Source organism: Calidifontibacillus erzurumensis (genome assembly GCF_013303125.1).
Classification (GTDB): Bacteria; Bacillota; Bacilli; order Bacillales; family Bacillaceae_J; genus Calidifontibacillus; species Calidifontibacillus erzurumensis.
The window spans coordinates 28565-46299 of record NZ_JABTTE010000012.1 but is presented as its reverse complement, the minus strand read 5'-3'; the positions used below and the strand labels follow the sequence as shown (position 1 = coordinate 46299).

Below are 17735 nucleotides of genomic sequence, written 5' to 3'. Positions count from 1 at the left end.
CCTTTATGTTCCTGTTTCCTTGAAATACAAGAAATGGCATATTTCGAAAAACGGAACGTCGGCTCGCCTTTATAGTTTCTTTTCCTTGGGAACAAGAAATAACATATTTTTTAAACGGATTATCGTCCATTTTTTTTGAAAAATAAGTGGAGGTATATTTGCGTTGTCACAATGAGGTTGTCCAACATGTCTAAAATTATTCTCAAAACCCTTTTTATCCTTAAAATGCCATATATAAATTCTAATTTCTTTGGCCTTTCCTTAGACTCCTACATGTACCTCTACAACTAATGCATGACTTAACACCCATAGACCTCTTGATTTTTTTCAATGAAATAGCCTTCCTTTTATGCACTTAAAATTCTATGATTTCTTCTTGTTTTTTTCCATCACTTCCATCACGCTGACGAACCTACATAGTTTTCCACCCTGTTAATTGCCACCGCTCATGATAACTACTATCATAGCCTCCGATAAATTCCACAAACCCCATGAACCTCTCCAAAACCTGTCTCTATCATCACTACCAGTCCCAATTTTCCAAAACTAGACCAATCCCTGCCAATTCTATTATTTCTCTGGTAACCAACCCTCCGAAAAATTCCGTCAAATACAACTTATGCAAAAAAATCCACACACCCATGCATAAAACTTTGCATTTTGTCGAAAAATAAATCCAAAAAACTTTTTTTGCGATGTATAGAACCTCGAAATTTTGCTAAGACTGGTTGCTGAGGTGATGAAAATGAGAGAGGAAGAAAAAATAACTACTCTAGATTCAAAGTGGAAACGTATGATTAGAAAGAAATGGGTGCTTCCGTCCATTTACATTGCAAGTGCTGCATTAATTTTAACTGGAGTGCTTTGGTATCAAGCTTCTGATGGAAATCTTCTCGGCGGTGAAGATACAGACAACACAGAAAATATTGCAGACAATCAAGTAGACTATATGGATTTAGATGCTGTGCCGGTTAATGTTCAAGAAGAAACTATTAAAATGCCTGTGACAGACGAAAAATCAGTCGTTATTAAAAAGAAATTCTATGATTACAACGCATCAAGCGAAGAACAAGAAGCAGCACTCGTATTCTATAATAATACGTACTATCCTAGCACAGGTATCGATATTGCCCAAGAAAATGGTGAAAGCTTTGACGTTGTAGCTGCATTAAGCGGAACAGTCGTACGGGCAGAAAACGATCCTTTGCTTGGAAATATCGTAGAAATCAAACATGAAGATGGTGTTACAACTCATTACCATAGCTTAGGCGAAATGTTTGTTGAAGCAGGTGCCCAAGTGGACCAAGGCGAAGTCATTGGTACAGCGGGTACAAGCGTCTATAACAAAGATGCAGGCATTCATGTCCATTTTGAAATTCGCAAAAACAATGAGCCGGTCAATCCGGAAAAATTCTTGAACAAACCGATTACAGCCATTGAAGATGAAATGAAAGCAAAAACAGAAGAAAAATCAGAGGATAAAACAACTGACCCTGCAAATAAAGAAGACCAAAGCAGTTCAACTGATCAAGATCAACCAAACAAATCAGAACAACCAGCTGATGAACAAAAAGAACAGCCTTCTGACAAACAAGAAGGCAATGCAGGCACTGAAGACAAAGGCAATGTAAATGGCAATTCTAAGCAATCCTCAAAAACGAATGTAGAAGAAGATGCCTCCATTAGCATGACGAGAGCATAATTCTATAACTGATAGAAAGATCTTGAAGCAAAATCTTCAAGATCTTCTTTTTATTTCCAAAAAATATATTTTAAAACTATTAGTTAGATGGGTTCCCTTAATTAGTTCATTGGCATTATGTAACAACGTACGGATATAAGCTCTAGTTCCTATATATCTAACAAAAGTAAAAGCGAAAATTAAACAAAATAGAAAATTTAACAAGAAAAATAGTAAAAACAAAAAACCATCTACCTTATTTCTAATGAGTTATATTAAAAAAACAATATAACCAATCAGTTTATGGGTAAATATATGTGAACGACATAATGACAAAATTTTATAAGAAAATTAATAAAAAAATACTTGACGATTGGGTTTACATTCTGAAATAATACAATTATCAAAATTTTTCTAAAAATTAATACTAATTCTTTCAGCCTATATGAAGGTGACCGATCCTTTTTAAATTAAAAAGAGGCACAAAAACTCTATTGATTGACATAAAATCTATGAAGTTGAATACGCTTACATGTAGATTTATTATAAAATTTTGTTCAATAGAATATCGAAAAGAGATAGAGAATAAAAATGTAAATAAGGGGGGCAATGATGATGATCTTAGTGGTATTATACGGTCTTCTTACGATTTTTTGTGTGATTTTTGCGATCAGAAAAAGAAAAGTAGGGCTGTTAGTTTTGCCGTTTGCAACTATTTTTGCTTACATGCTCATCAAAATTATTATGGTTCCATTACCGTTCTGGGATACCGTTCAATTCATATTTGGATTAAGATAATTATTTTTAAGAAAAAATATAATAATCTGCTTCGCCCAAACGTTGCCTCATTATTACATTAAGATAGATTCAGAGATTCGATCAAGAATAAGAGGTCGTTATGTAAAATTGTGTCATACTCACTTACCAGTACGAATAGCCTGATCGGATAATGAACAGGCCGTTCTTCTTCAATGATATCACATCCTCATATGGTTGTTGGAAAAACACTATTGGATATGGTTCTTGATGTTCTACTGAAAATGACACACAACAACCTCTTCAAAGTGCTAAAGGCACAAATCATGGTTTAGTTCAATTCTTTCAAGTGAAGTTAAAAAGTCATTTATAGATGACTATTATAAATTTTTTGATTGAAAGATGGAGAATAGAGTCATTTATAAATGACTTCCTATAAATAAAGCTGTCGCTTCAAGGATCGTCAAACATGATCAAGCCTTAAATTTAGAAATCGTTGGAAGGCAGCAAGGCTAGAAAAAAATTGAATGCGCTTTAACAAAAGGGGGTGAAGTCAAGGTAACAGAAACAGTCAGAAAGGTAGAAAAGAATTTCGTCTTATTCAATCTTTAAACTTAGGGGAGAAAGTTTAAGGGAGTCAATTAAAGAAAAGGGGGATTTTACGAATGAAAAAAATTGATAAAAGCGTTGCTGATTCTTACTTTAAAACAAGGACACGCAACATTGCTATTTATCTAGCAATTGGTTTTATTGTTTCGTTTGTGGTAGCAGCTTTTGCGGAAAGTTTCTCTGGTTTTAACGTGCTCGGTATGCCGTTTCACTATTGGGCAGGTGCACAAGGAGCAGTTATTACGTTTGTAGTTCTATTATTTATCAATGCCTATGTGAGCGATAAAATTGACGAAAAATATGGTATCGATGAAAAGAGAAACGAGGCATTAAGTGCTGGTAAAACATTTGATCACTAATAGGCTTCATTTATATCTTTATCAAACGTTTATTGGGGAGAAAGATTTATAACAATTTATTACAGGGGGGAACCAAATGGATCAACAGTTTTTAGTCTCAATGGCCTTCATTTTGGCATCATTCGGCCTCTATATCGGTATTGCAATTTACAATACAGCAAAATCCACCTCAGATTTCTACGTATCAGGACGTAACGTTTCACCAGTTTGGAATGGTATGGCGATCGGAGCCGACTGGATGAGTGCAGCATCATTCATCGGTATGGCTGGTACGATCATGCTTTTAGGATATGATGGTTTGGCATACATTATGGGATGGACAGGCGGATATTTATTGTTAACCTTCCTACTTGCTCCGCAGCTTCGTAAGTATGGCCGCTATACGGTACCTGAATTCTTAGGTGACCGCTACAACAGCGATACAGCCCGCCTATTAGGTGCGATTATTACAATTATCATTTGCTTCGTTTATTCGATCGGACAGTTATCTGGATCTGGAGTAGTTATCGGTCGTCTTCTTGAAGTAGACGCGAAAATTGGAACAATGATCGGGGTTGTTTTAATTGCCTTCTATGCAACAATGGGGGGCATGAAAGGGATCACTTGGACACAGGTTGCTCAATATATTGTGTTAATCATCGCTTATTTAATCCCAGTTATCTTTATGTCATTACAATTAACTGGAAATCCTATTCCTTGGTTATCATACGGTCAAATTGTAGGGGAATTTAAAGAACTTGATGCACAATTAGGTGTATCTGAATACTTCGCACCATTTACAAATGGTTCGAAAGCACAGTTCTTAGCGTTATTGTTTACACTAATGGCTGGTACGGCAGGTTTGCCACACGTAATCGTCCGTTTCTACACAGTACCAACCATGAAAGCAGCACGTTGGAGCGGTGCTTGGGCACTATTATTTATAGCATTATTGTACTTATCAGCACCTGCATATGCAGCGTTCTCACGTTTCATCTTAATGACAGAAATTGTTGGTCAAAAATTGTCTGAACTTCCTGCGTGGACAGCTTCATGGATTGAAACTGGAAAACTTCAAATGGCTGATGGCAACGGGGATGGCATCCTTCAATGGTCAGAGCTCGTCATTAGTAACGATATCGTTGTTATGGCAACACCAGAAATTGCGAATTTAGGTATGTTTGTTATCGGGTTAGTGGCTGCAGGTGCGATGGCAGCGGCTCTATCAACAGCTGGCGGTCTAATGATTACAATTTCATCAGCACTTGCTCATGACATCTATTTCCGTACAATCAATCCGAATGCAAATGAAAAACAGCGTCTAAATGTTGGTCGTTGGTCTATTTTATTAGCAACTATCATCGCTGGTTTAGTAGCATTGAATCCTCCAGGGGTTATTACACAAATCGTTGCATGGGCGTTTGCTCTAGCATCTGGTACATTCTTCCCTGCATTGTTATTAGGTGTTTGGTGGAGACGTTCAAATTCTAAAGGTGTTATTGCAGGACTACTTGTTGGTTTGGCGGTTACACTAGGCTATATTTTAGCTGCAAAATATGGCGGCTTCACAATTTTGGGTATTATTGACACTGGTGCGGGTATCTTCGGTGCTGCAGCAGGTATCCTTGCTAACATCATCGTTTCATTAGCAACTGAAGTTCCATCACAAAAGCAGCAAGAAGAAGTATTAGACATGCGTTATCCAGAACAAATGACTTATAAAAATGGAGAAGTTTGGATGGACGAAGGACATGAAGCAAAGATCGGATAAGTATGAAAAACAAGCTGTTTATGAACAAATAAAAGGACACCCCTTTTTTAAAGGGGTGCCTTTCTATGAAGCTCAAAAGTTGATGGACAAGTGTGTTCTTAAACGCTTCGAAACAAATGAACTTATTTATCAAGCAAGCCAGCCACGGGAAGGTTTGCTTTTGCTGTTAGAAGGAATGGCAGAAGTTTTTATTTTTGAAGATGAAGGCACAATCGAAGCGTTGGAGATCATTTCCAAAGGGGAATTAATCGGTTTTCCGAGTCTTGCAGATTTTCTTGGTGTTTCCAAATCAAATAAATATGAAGAAATGGTGCGTGTTAAAGCATTAGAGCCATGTTTTGGCATCCTTATTCCTTATTCCGTCATTGAAGAGCGCTTTGAGGACGTTAGTGTTCGTGATTATTTGCTACAGCAATGTGCAATGAGATTGAAAGATATTTATACATCCCTTGCTGAGCAAGTAAAAATTACACGGAGAACCGGGGAGAGCGATCGTTTTATCGTTCGCGTAAAAGATGTAATGTCACCACTTGTTGCCGTGGAGAAAGATGCGGTGATTCAAGAAGTCGCTATACAAATGAAAGAAAATAAAACCGATGCGGTATTGGTGCTCGAGTCAGGCAAACTAGCTGGTATTGTTACAAAATCCGATTTGGTCAATCGAGTGTTAGCTCAATCAAAGCCATATGATCTCAAAGTCGGTCAAGTGATGACGAAAAATCCAGAGACGATTGCTAGACTTGAATACTATTATGCTGCTTTAACGAGCATGGTTCTTGGCGGCTATAAACATTTGCCGGTTGTTCATGAGCGTACAGGAGAAGCTGTCGGTATCGTCTCACTCGGCAGCCTTTTAAGAAAGAAAAATGAAAGTTTGGTCAAGACGATTCGGAATATTGAAAGAATAGAAGAAGAGCATTTGCCTACTATAAAACAAGCAATCTATAAAATTTTAGAAACGTTAATTGGTGATAATGTTCCTGTTTCTCATATTTTAAAAGTGATTACTGAATTGAATGACCGATTAATGGTTCGTTGCGTGCAGCTTGCGGTTGACTCATTGCGCAATAAAAAAGGAATGACGCCCCCTGTCGATTTTTGTTGGTACATGATGGGCAGCGCTGGCCGCAGTGCCCAATTCATGATGACAGACCAAGACCATTTTCTCGTCTATGAAGATGGTGAAGAAGGTCAGCGTGACTTGATTGAACACTATTTTGAAATATTAGGAGAAGAAATCGTCATCTTTTTGGAACGAGCCGGTTTTGCTCGTTGTAAAGGAAAAATGATGGCAAGTGAACCAAATTGGCGCGGATCGCTAAAAACGTGGGAAACGCGTCTGCGTCAATGGATGCTTAAGGCAACGAATGAAAATATTATGCTTGCGCAAAACTTTTTCTCCTACCGCTTTTTATACGGTAATTTGCGCTTAAACGACAAATTTCAAGCAACAATTACCGAACAACTCGAACGATCGAAAATCTTTCTATACCGAATGGCTCAAATGGAAAAAGAACATCAAGTTCCAACGCTTGATCACCCGATTCGTTCGCTATTTAAGCTGGAACGGAAACAAATTGACATTAAAAAAGATATCTTATTCCCTTTTTATCATAGCTTACAAATTTTATCGTTGTCGTATCAAATTTTTTCAGGAACACCAATGGAGCGAATTGATTATCTTGTACAGAAGAAAGTTCTCACTGAAAACTTAGCTGTCGATTTAAAAACAGCGTTTAACGAAATTATGTCGATCTATGTCAAACAAAAATGGAACCAATACAAACGGGGAGAAAGCACATCATCCGTATTAACATTCACACATTTGACAACTAGAGAAAAAGAAGAACTGATCTTAACATTGAAAACCGTCCGAGAACTCCAAAGCCTCATGCTCTCAGAGTTCTCCATCTAACATAGGGTGCCAGACCCCTCTGCAGTACCGTCTCCGGCACCATCTGCGGCACCATCTGGAGGTAGGTGTCAGACCCCTCTGGTGCCCCTATTGGTTAAGATTGGTGATTGCAAGTCTAGTGTCGGATGCCCGCCTCCACAGGGGGGTCACAAAGGGGGATTTACTGTTGTTTTGGCTAAAAAAATCAATCACATGTCCATTGGATGACACATTGCCGCTGTCAACACCAATTAAAGACGTGCCATTTACGGTCTTTGATACGGAAACAACGGGTTTCCAAGTGGCGACTACCGATCGATTGATTGAAATCGGAGCCGTCCATATGAAGGGGTATGAAGTGTTGGAAAAGGAGACATTCCAAACTTATGTAAAACCAAACCGGGATATCCCGCCGATTATTTCAGAACTGACCGGTATTACCAATGAAAAAGTGAAAAAGGCACCTAATTCACTAGATGCGATCACATCTTATTTTGAATTTGTAGGAAAAAATAAAAGCGCCGCCCTTGTTGGTCACTATGTTGCCTTTGATGAAATGGTATTGCGCCATGAAATTAGACGGGCAAAACAAGTGTTAAAAAAAACAAAAGTCATCGACACATTAAATATTATCGGCTTTTTAAGCCCGTCTTGGGAAATGCGCGATCTTGAAAGATATGCGATGGTATTCGGAACCCGCATCTACGAAAGGCACTCAGCCCTTGGCGACGCTCTCACAACGGCTTACCTATTCAGTGAGTTGTTGCAGCAATTTATCGACCGGGGCTACAAAACATGGGGAGATTTATTAAGATATAGCGACGCTGATGCAAGAATGATGACATATTAAAAATCATAAAAATCTACTTTCGATAATAATATAAGTTTGGAAGATATATAGACACATAGAGAAAGCAAATTGAAACAAAAATTTGCAAACGCTTTAAATGGAAACTAGTCAATAAGATCACATTCGTACAATGAATCTACAACGAATAGGAGTTGGATATATTCTTGCAGTTGCCGCAGGAGGAAAGTCAACAATCCTATACTTTTGCCATTTAAAAGCAGGAGAGCGTAGCTCGTTTGCACTGCTTGGCAAAAATAAATGCTTCTATGCGAATAGAAGCACTGTCGGCTTTCGATCAATGAAAACTTGTCGTGTCAAATTGGACAAAGAGTGCAAAAACATGGTGCTGTCAGATTTCTACGGACCAACACCATTTCAGTCCGTCGTGTATTTTTCCCGTGCAACAACATGTACGGACTGTAAAAAGGCGAGCCAATTCGTGTCAAATTGGACAAAGGGTGCCAACCGTGGTGCTGTCAGATTCATCTGATCAGCACCACCACAAACCTTTTGCATCTTATCCATTCACGACACAATCGGGCTTCGACAGACAGAAAGACCGCACGATCATCAGACCGTCCAGTCGTTCTGTTGAGTGCTGTCGACTTCTAGGGGAAAAAGTCCTTAAAGGGGGTGAGGAACAGGCATTAGCGAGGAAAGATTAAAAGATTTCAACATGGCTTTCCTAGGTGAGCCATGAAAGTTGTATTATTGTCTTCCTTCGAGAGAAAAAGACAATAGGAAAAATCCTTTGTAATTTGTAACAGGGAGAAAAGTTTGGGACAAAAAACAAAAGGGGTTGATTAGATGAGTAGCACTGCTTACAAAAAAACACGCGAACAACACATCGATTATGAAAGATTGGTGAAAACACCAGAGTTCAAGGCATTAGTTAAGCGGAAAAATCAATTTATTACACCTTATGTTGTCATCTTCTTTGCGGCTTATTTCATATTGCCGATTTTGACAGGGTATACACATATCCTTGAAGCAAAAGCGATCGGTTGGATTACATGGACTTGGATCTATGCATTCGGCATGTTTGGAATGACTTGGTTGTTCGCAATGATTTATGCAAAAAAATCTTCAAGCTTTGATAAAGAAGCGGAAGAAATCATCTTAAAAAATATTCTTAAATAATTTAGGGGATTTTTAAAGAGGGGGATTTACATTGGATTTAGTTTCTATTTTCATATTCGTAACAGTGATTGCGGCAACGCTAGTAGTAACATACTGGGCTGCAAAACGTACTTCCACAGCTAGTGAATTTTATACAGCAGGCAGTTCTTTATCAGGATGGCAAAACGGGATGGCGATAGCGGGAGACTACTTATCAGCTGCTTCATTCTTGGGGATTGCTGGAGCAATTTCATTAAGCGGATTTGATGGATTTTACTATAGTGTAGGCTGGCTTGTTGCTTACCTTGTCGTATTATTCCTTGTTGCAGAGCCAATGCGCAACCTTGGAAAATATACGATGGCTGATATGATTGCTGCACGTTTTTCAAATCCAAAAGTACGTGGAGCGGCAGCATTTAATACAATCACCATTGTTATTTTCTATATGCTTGCACAGCTCGTTGGTGCAGGAGCACTTATAAAATTATTATTAGGTATTGATTATTCAATCGCAGTTATTTTAGTCGGCATTATGATGACAATTTACGTTTTATTCGGCGGTATGACAGCTACAAGCTGGGTGCAAATTATTAAAGCTGCCTTGCTAATGGGTGGAACAATTATTATTTCTTTCCTAGTATTTTTAAAATTTGATTTCAGCCTTGTTAAAATGTTCAACGAAATGGCGACTGCAACACCACATGGTGAAGCATACTTGCACTCTGGTGTGAAATATAAAAATCCATTGGATTTAATCTCTGTATTGATTGCGCTTATCTTAGGTACAGCAGGATTACCACATATTTTAATGCGTTTCTTTACAGTTAAAGACGCAAAAACTGCCCGTTCTTCTGTTATTTATGCAACATGGATCATCGGTTTGTTCTATGTGTTAACAATTTTCTTAGGATTTGGAGCAGCTAAATTTGTTGGTCATGAAGCGATCGTTGCAGAAAATGCAGCGGGTAACATGGCAGCTCCAATGCTAGCAGGCGTATTAGGTGGTCCAGTATTAGAATCATTTGTTTCAGCGGTAGCATTTGCAACGATTTTGGCAGTAGTAGCAGGACTTGTATTATCAGGTGCATCAGCCATTGCCCATGACCTTTATGGTCAAATTATCAAAAAAGGCAACGTGACTGAGAAAGAACAAGTAAGAGCTGCACGCCTTGCATCATTAGGAATTGCGGTCTTTTCAATCATCATTGCTCTTGGTGCAGAAAAAATGAACGTTGCATTCCTTGTATCACTCGCGTTCTGTATTGCTGCTGCAGCAAACTTGCCAACTATTTTATTTACGATTTATTGGAAGCGATTTAATACTACAGGTGCGATTGCATCAATGGTAACGGGTCTTGTTACATCAGTTGTTCTAGTTATTATTAGTCCAAGTGTTATGAGCCCTCAAGAGGGTGCTACGCTCCTCGTCGGAAATCCGATTTTCCCATTAACAAATCCGGCGATTGTATCTGTACCTGCAGGATTTATAGCTGCCATTATCGGTACGCTTCTATCATCTGAACGCGATGAGAAGAAATTTGCAGAAGTTGAATTTAAAGCACAAACTGGTTATCGTGAAATCGGCTAATAGAAAATGGCTTATCTCTCATTGGATATGTTTTTCATTCCCTTTACCCTTTAAATAGATTTTGAGATTGTGTCCCTCTTTCCTATGTGTTTAACAAGGGAGGAGGGCTTTTTTTCTACCATTCAGGCAGATGTTGGGAAATGCATAACAGACAATCAAAGATTCTAGTTTTACGCAGACATTTTTGCTAAATAAATAGTTTTGATACTACAAAACTGAAAAAAAGAATCTAAGGCGGAAGAGTGTTCATCACCTAGCTATGCTACTACTAAGATAGGAACAAAAAAAGCAGGATTTGTGTAAAATGCTTCATGTCCGCATTTTCGATTATCGAAGCTCACCAGTTTTTTCAAAAATGAAGCTTGATGCTATTGCTGAAGAAGAGTCTTGTTGGAATGCTCTAGGCTAAATGATTTGTGACCACATTTCCGAATTTAAGGCTCGTAAGTATGCTCACATCGTTGAACATCATGAAACAACAGCCTTTTTGGACATGACTTAGGCAAAATGAAATTATTGCCGTCTCTCTGAAAATCAATGCTCACCTGCTTTTTAAAATTTCAAGATACGGCTTAACTAATCTTACAAGTGACCCCTTTTCTTGCTAAAATCATAAGCAAATATTTTCATTCCGACATTGCTGTACGCCACAAGTTTCAGGCTTCTTACTACAAAAAGTTTCTGGAAAATTAGGGAGAGGATTTCGTGATTATTGATAAAAATGTTGAATTATATGCCCTCATTCATAAACATCCATTATTTGCTGGCACTACAGATAATGAATTTTTAGAGATGCTTCAAGAATGCGAGTTAAAGTTTTATCGAAAAGCCGACCGAGTGCTGTATGCGAAAACTGAACGTCAAGGTCTTCTGCTTATTTTAAAAGGCGTTGCCGAAGTATTTGTCAGTGGAGAAAATGACAAAAAAGAAATACTAGAAATTTTACAAGCAAACGAGATGATTGGCTTTTCAGGGTTGGCGCATTTTCTAGGAGAACCGGTTGATCCAGCTCACTCCTTAACGGTGGAAGTAGAAGCCGCTGAAGACTTGCATTGCTTGGAAATTCCTTATACGATCCTTCGAAAAAGATGGGAAGACGAAGACGTCCGCGAATTTTTCCTGCGAAAAGTTGCCGTTCGTTTGAGGGATCTTTATACATCCTTGGCTGAGCAAATGAAAAAAGCGGCAGAATGGGGAGAAAGTGAACCATTTGTCCGCCGGGTTCAAGACTTAATGCAATCACCCGTTATTACAATAAATGCGCATGAATCTGTGCAGACAATCGCCAAGAAAATGGTTGACCATGGAATCAGCTCTATTCTTGTTGTTGACGATCACGAAAAATTAATGGGTATCATTACCGATAAAGATATCGTTCGCCGAGTGGTTGCTGAAAGGGACATGCAAACGCTCGAACTTCAAGCAAAAGATATTATGACGCCGAATCCGATTACCATTTCGCGCACAGCCTATTATTATGAAGCCTTATCCACTCTTTTTACAAACGGAGTCAAACATTTGCCGGTTATTGATGAAGAACGGGTCATTGGCATTGTGACGCTGTCTACGCTATTGGCGAAGAAAAATCGGGGACAAATGAGTATTTTGAAAAAAATTGAACAATCATCCTTTGAAAACTTGCCTACCGTCAAAAATGCCATCTATGATGTCCTCTCAAGTTTAATCAATGATGATATATCAACGATTCATCTGTTGGAAATTATTACAAAGCTATATGACAGGCTTGCAAGGCATTGTGTTTCTCTGGCTGTTCAATCTTTGGAAAAACAAAAGAAAGGCCGTCCGCCTGTACCATTTGCATGGTATGCGATGGGAAGCGGGGCAAGAGGTGAACAATTCATGCTCACCGACCAAGATCATTTTCTTGTTTATGCCGATGTGGATGCTGAAAACAAGGAGAAAGTTGATGAGTATTTTGCATTGCTTGGGGAAGAAATTGTCAAACACTTACACCAAGCCGGCTATTCGTTATGTAAAGGGAAAATGATGGCAAACAATCCGGATTGGCGCGGCTCGATTACAGATTGGAAAGAAAGGCTCAAAAACTGGGCGTTAAAAGCAACTGATGAACAAATTTTGCTAGGGCAAAACTTTTTATCATTTCGGTTCCTTTATGGTGATGACACGCTCCATGACGAGTTCGTGGAGATGGTGAAAAACAAGCTCAAGGTTTCGCAAACGTTTTTATATTACATGGCGCAACAAGAGCGGGAAAAATTAGTGCCGCAGCTTGACCAATCGTTCCTCGGTATGTTTAAGGCAAAAACGAAAGTAATAGATATTAAAAAACATGCCCTTTTTCCGCTCCATCATTGTTTGCAAGTGCTTGGGGCATTAAACGGCATCGTCGGTGTTACGACCATGCAGCTTTTAAATGAATTGAGGATGAAACAAGTCCTATATGAAAGTTTATCCAATGATTTACGCCATGCGTATGAAGTGGCCTTAAAAACGCGTATCCGCATGTCTTGGGAAAAACATCTTCAAGGAGAAAAGGCCTCAACTGAAATTGATCTCACGAAACTTCCTGGTTGGATGAAAGACGAGCTTCACGGCATGTTAAAAACAATAAGAGCGTTGCAATTTCATCTGATAAATAAATTATAATGAGCCTTTGAACGGTCAAAAAAATGTGTTTGATTGAGCCCATACCCCTTTATGAAAAGGGGTGTTTTTTGTAAAAGTGTCAACATTATACGTTTACCACCAAGCGAAAACAACGCTCTACATAGCGAGGTCTTTAATAGATTTCAACATAACACCTGTTTTTGTCGTCTGAATCTCTCTTTAACTGTTGAACAGAACTGATGCAAATATGACAGCAGGTAAACGACGAAAATGACTTCCACATACTCAAAATGAAATAGATCGAATGATCATGAAATTGGAGACAAGTAATATGGAAGGGAGTGAATGGGTGATGATATTAGCAGATCTATGGAGAGAAGAAGGGATCAAAAAAAGGTAAGGAGATGGGTCAAGTACAAGCGTTGTCTGATATAGCAATTTTGCAATTAACAAGAAGGTTGGAGAATTGCCCCAAGACTTGAAAGAAGCTATTAAAAGAGCGGATATTTCCACCTTACGATTAATTCTAGCAAAAATCTTCATAATCGAAACAGTTGATGAAGTAAGACGTTATTTTTAATGGATAGGCATATAAGTTTGTCCAAAACCTTAGAAGGCAGTATTGTTGATCGTATCCACCCGATGCTTTCATCAAACTTTTTCAAAGACGAATTAAAAAAATTGGAAAGCCGGAAATTAAATAATTTGTCATTTAAGCAAGTTAGTCCCCCTAATTTAGAAATCATAAAAATAAATAGAATGATATAGATTGATTTTGAAATATTCGTTTAATAATATTCCATGAATCTTTTCCTTCTTTTACATATCGACAACTATGACATATGTTTCTTTTTTTTTCTCACTTTCGTTTATTTTATTAAAAAACCTCCACACTTGATCTTTTTTCTTCCAAAAAAGTAAAACCTTTCCGCTGACAAATAAATTTCCATTTATTAGGCAGAGCCACCTTTTTAATTTTCCCCGAATCTTAAGCCCAAAAATTGAAAAAATTCCAATAAATCCCTTGTCCCCCTTGACTTTTTAGCATATTACCACTTGTTCGCTAATAAATATATACAAACCATGTATAGAGAGTGTTTGAGGTGAGCGAATAATGTGAGTAGCTTCGAAGACGAAAAGTGAAATCAAGGGTCATTTCTGTATCAATGCAGAATAATGAAAATGCCTAGATTCCTCTTCGAAAGTTTTCACAATCGTCTCATTTCACACTTCTCACATCCAACTTAGGGAGGCGAGTGGTGTGCACGATTACATCAAAGAGCGTACTATCAAGATTGGTAAATATATCGTGGAGACGAGGAAGACAGTTCGCGTAATTGCGAAGGAATTTGGCGTTTCCAAAAGTACCGTCCACAAAGATTTAACAGAGCGACTGCCAGACATTAATCCGGAGCTTGCAAATGAAGTCAAACAGATCCTCGATTATCATAAATCAATTCGTCATTTGCGAGGTGGTGAAGCAACGAAAATGAAATACAAATCGGAAAAAGCCGACAAAAAGGCAGATAATGCTGAAGCCAAAGTTTAAACAGAGCGTAGAAAAAAGTGTATCAACCTTTCGGAACTTAAAAAAATGAGTGGTGTAAAGTGTGTATGGGTCAAATTAGTCGGAATTTAAAGGTAAACTAGTACTTAAGGTGGACCAATCAGTTCGGGCCTTAAGCCACTCTAATTCATGACGATAAAACGCACATAGGTCACCCAGCAGGTATCTAAACAAATCAAGCGTCAACGATGCATAAAGTTTGCAGACCTATATATAGGAACTAACCATTGATAAAGCACAATGTCAATTCTTCTTCCTTACCATGGAAGGTCTCATTTACAAAAATCGACAGCTATGAAATATAAATGAAAACTTTCTGTAAAATGTTGTTAATTTTTTCAAAAACTCAAATGACGATCCCTATGCAGTTATGATACAATATATTCTTAGAGAAATGTAGCGGTCTAAAGGAGACATTAAGGAGGCTATTAATTAATTATGGCAAGGGATATTGGTATAGATTTGGGAACAGCTAATGTACTTATCCATGTAAAGGGCAGAGGGATTGTTTTGAACGAACCGTCTGTAGTTGCGATTGATAGTAATACAGGCCGGGTATTAGCTGTAGGAGAAGAGGCCAGGCGGATGGTCGGCCGTACACCAGGAAATATTGTTGCCATTCGTCCAATGAAAGATGGAGTAATCGCTGACTTTGATGTAACGGAAACGATGCTGAAACATTTTATTGAAAAAATTAATGTGAAAGGCTTCTTCTCAAAGCCACGCATTCTTATTTGTTGCCCAACGAATACAACATCAGTGGAACGAAAAGCGATTAAAGAAGCTGCTGAAAAAAGCGGTGGTAAGAAGATTTATCTAGAAGAAGAGCCAAAAGTTGCTGCAATCGGAGCGGGTATGGATATTTTTCAACCGTGCGGAAATATGGTTGTAGACATTGGCGGTGGGACAACAGATATTGCCGTACTATCGATGGGCGATATAGTCACCGCCTCTTCAATTAAAATGGCAGGGGACAAGTTTGATAATGAAATTTTGAACTATATTAAAAGAAAGTACAAGCTGTTAATCGGTGAACGGACAGCTGAAGATATTAAAATTAATGTAGCAACAGTATTTCCAGGCGCCCGCAAAGAAGAAATCGATATTCGCGGCCGTGACATGGTATCAGGGTTGCCGCAGACAATCACTGTATATTCAGACGAAATTGAACAAGCGTTACGTGAGTCAGTATCAATGATCGTTCAAGCAGCAAAAAGCGTGTTGGAACGTACTCCGCCAGAATTGTCTGCCGATATTATTGACCGTGGTGTCATTTTAACAGGTGGCGGCGCACTCTTGCACGGCATTGACCAGTTACTTGCTGAAGAGTTGAAAGTTCCGGTATTGATTGCTGACAATCCAATGGATTGCGTTGCTATCGGTACAGGCATTATGCTTGATAATATGGATAAAATTCCAAATAAACGTTGGGGTTAAACAAACCGATATAAAAATTAGGGTATTTCATATCAAAAAAGTTGATTGACCGGATTTAAAAATATGATTGGCTTTCCAAAAATCATTTGAGTTGTTTTACGAACGGATAAAAAGACCAGTCTAACTTCAAATGATTGAGCATTGGTTATGCGTTCAAGCGGATTTTAATTAGCAGTGCGAGCCAAAAAGCATTGAATCTGATACCCGTGCGGAATAAAAAAGGTCGGTCAATTTTCCATGTAAAAGAGTTGTCGAAAAAAATCGATTTAGAGTCTCGAATAAGATTTAAATTAGAACGATCGTGCTGGCCAAAATAGGCATCTTTGTACATACGGATTAAAAAATAGGACAAGCCAATCTTCTAAATGACTGTGTGCCAGAAAATATTCCAATGCGGGTATGGGAATGAATCTTAGGGTAATCCCAGTATCGGAAAAAAGAATAAGCCCATCGCTGGATCTTTAAACGTAGTAAAACAAACCGATATAATAGATAGGACAAGCCATCCCTTATTCATGGGGATGGCTGCAGTTGACATATGTCTGAAAAATACTCAATTCTAAATGTAATTCGTACTTTGGGCGTTTGCATCAAAACGCATCGAACCAATTTGGTATCTAAATAAAATAAGCATCGATCCTATCAACAAGTTTGATCCCAATCGTGAAAGGGGAAATTCAAATGCTCCGTGGGTTTTATACAGCAGCAGCGGCTATGGTCGCTCAACAACAACGCCAAGAAATGCTCGCGAATAACTTAGCGAATGCTAATACACCGGGATTTAAAGCCGATCAAGCGACGTTCAGATCTTTTCCGGAATTGCTCATTACGAGCACGGCACAACAAACATTGCCAGTGAAAAATCAATTCCGGCTAAAAGGCAAATATACGGTTGGGCCTCTTAACACCGGCGTTTATATGCAAGAGACTGTCCCGAAATTTAAACAAGGCGACATCTATGAAACCGGAAACGAAACAGACTTAGCTCTAGTTGAAGGTTACTTGTCTGTTAATCCAGAAACAAACCGATCGGGCGCGCTTTTTTTCCAAGTGATGAATGCTGCCGGTGAGGTTCGCTACACGCGTAATGGAAACTTCACCGTTGACGGCCAAGGTTACTTAACAACAACGGACGGCTTTCATGTGCTAGACACTTTTGGCGATCCGATCGTTATTTTTGGCGACAATTTTACAGTAACTTCAGACGGACGTTTTTTTGAAGACGGTGAAGATACAGGCCAGCAAATCCAAATTGCTTATGCTGAAAATCCTGATAACCTAGTGAAAGAAGGAAACGGCTTGTTTCGCCTAGAGGGTCAAGGGCAGCTGCCAAGTGTGCTTGATCATCCAGAGATTACGTACCAAATTAAGCAAAAATTCCTTGAACGCTCAAACGTAGATTTGGAACAAACAATGACAGAAATGATGATGGCATACCGGACATTTGAAGCGAATCAAAAAGTTGTCCAAGCTTATGATAAAAGCATGGAAAAAGCAGTTAACGAAATCGGCCGGATTGGATAGGGGGAATGATCA

12 protein-coding genes are annotated in these 17735 nt (G+C 38.6%); all 12 read left to right on the top strand.

Translation table 11 applies throughout. The features are described 5' to 3' along the window. The first annotated feature begins 739 nt into the window (after positions 1–739). The 12 genes from HR057_RS09875 (at position 740) to HR057_RS09820 (ending at position 17723) form a co-directional block, all read left to right on the top strand. Positions 740–1702 (top strand): M23 family metallopeptidase, encoded by a 963-nt coding sequence (locus tag HR057_RS09875; RefSeq protein ID WP_230474419.1) that lies wholly within the window; start codon positions 740–742, stop codon positions 1700–1702. Between the two features lie 591 nt (positions 1703–2293). Beyond that, positions 2294–2479, top strand: a complete 186-nt coding sequence (locus HR057_RS09870; protein ID WP_230474418.1) for a hypothetical protein — start codon at positions 2294–2296, stop codon at positions 2477–2479. Between the two features lie 623 nt (positions 2480–3102). Continuing rightward, entirely contained in the window at positions 3103–3405 is a 303-nt protein-coding gene (locus HR057_RS09865; RefSeq protein ID WP_173731265.1) for a DUF4212 domain-containing protein, read from the top strand. Positions 3406–3481: 76 nt separating this feature from the next. Next, entirely contained in the window at positions 3482–5155 is a 1674-nt protein-coding gene (locus HR057_RS09860; RefSeq protein WP_173731264.1) for a sodium:solute symporter family protein, read from the top strand. After that, the gene (locus HR057_RS09855) at positions 5136–7070 is read left to right on the top strand and encodes a DUF294 nucleotidyltransferase-like domain-containing protein (RefSeq protein WP_173731263.1); all 1935 of its coding nucleotides are present in this window, start codon (positions 5136–5138) and stop codon (positions 7068–7070) included. The genes HR057_RS09860 and HR057_RS09855 overlap by 20 nt, the downstream gene beginning before the upstream one ends. A gap of 166 nt (positions 7071–7236) precedes the next feature. Next, the gene (locus tag HR057_RS09850) at positions 7237–7899 is read left to right on the top strand and encodes a 3'-5' exonuclease (RefSeq protein ID WP_173731262.1); all 663 of its coding nucleotides are present in this window, start codon (positions 7237–7239) and stop codon (positions 7897–7899) included. A gap of 807 nt (positions 7900–8706) precedes the next feature. Continuing rightward, positions 8707–9039, top strand: a complete 333-nt coding sequence (locus HR057_RS09845) for a DUF485 domain-containing protein (protein ID WP_173731261.1) — start codon at positions 8707–8709, stop codon at positions 9037–9039. A 31-nt stretch (positions 9040–9070) separates the two neighbouring features. Beyond that, positions 9071–10606 carry a solute symporter family protein gene (locus HR057_RS09840; protein ID WP_173731260.1) on the top strand — a complete coding sequence of 512 codons (1536 nt, stop codon included), beginning with the start codon at positions 9071–9073 and terminating at the stop codon, positions 10604–10606. A gap of 705 nt (positions 10607–11311) precedes the next feature. Then, positions 11312–13234 carry a DUF294 nucleotidyltransferase-like domain-containing protein gene (locus HR057_RS09835; RefSeq protein WP_329955865.1) on the top strand — a complete coding sequence of 641 codons (1923 nt, stop codon included), beginning with the start codon at positions 11312–11314 and terminating at the stop codon, positions 13232–13234. A gap of 1222 nt (positions 13235–14456) precedes the next feature. Then, positions 14457–14744 (top strand): sporulation transcriptional regulator SpoIIID, encoded by a 288-nt coding sequence (gene spoIIID, locus HR057_RS09830; protein ID WP_173731259.1) that lies wholly within the window; start codon positions 14457–14459, stop codon positions 14742–14744. A 453-nt stretch (positions 14745–15197) separates the two neighbouring features. After that, positions 15198–16199, top strand: coding sequence for a rod shape-determining protein (gene mreB / locus HR057_RS09825; RefSeq protein WP_173731316.1), 1002 nt, complete (start codon positions 15198–15200; stop codon positions 16197–16199). Between the two features lie 681 nt (positions 16200–16880). Next, positions 16881–17723, top strand: a complete 843-nt coding sequence (locus HR057_RS09820; RefSeq protein WP_173731258.1) for a flagellar hook-basal body protein — start codon at positions 16881–16883, stop codon at positions 17721–17723. The last annotated feature ends 12 nt before the right edge of the window (positions 17724–17735 follow it).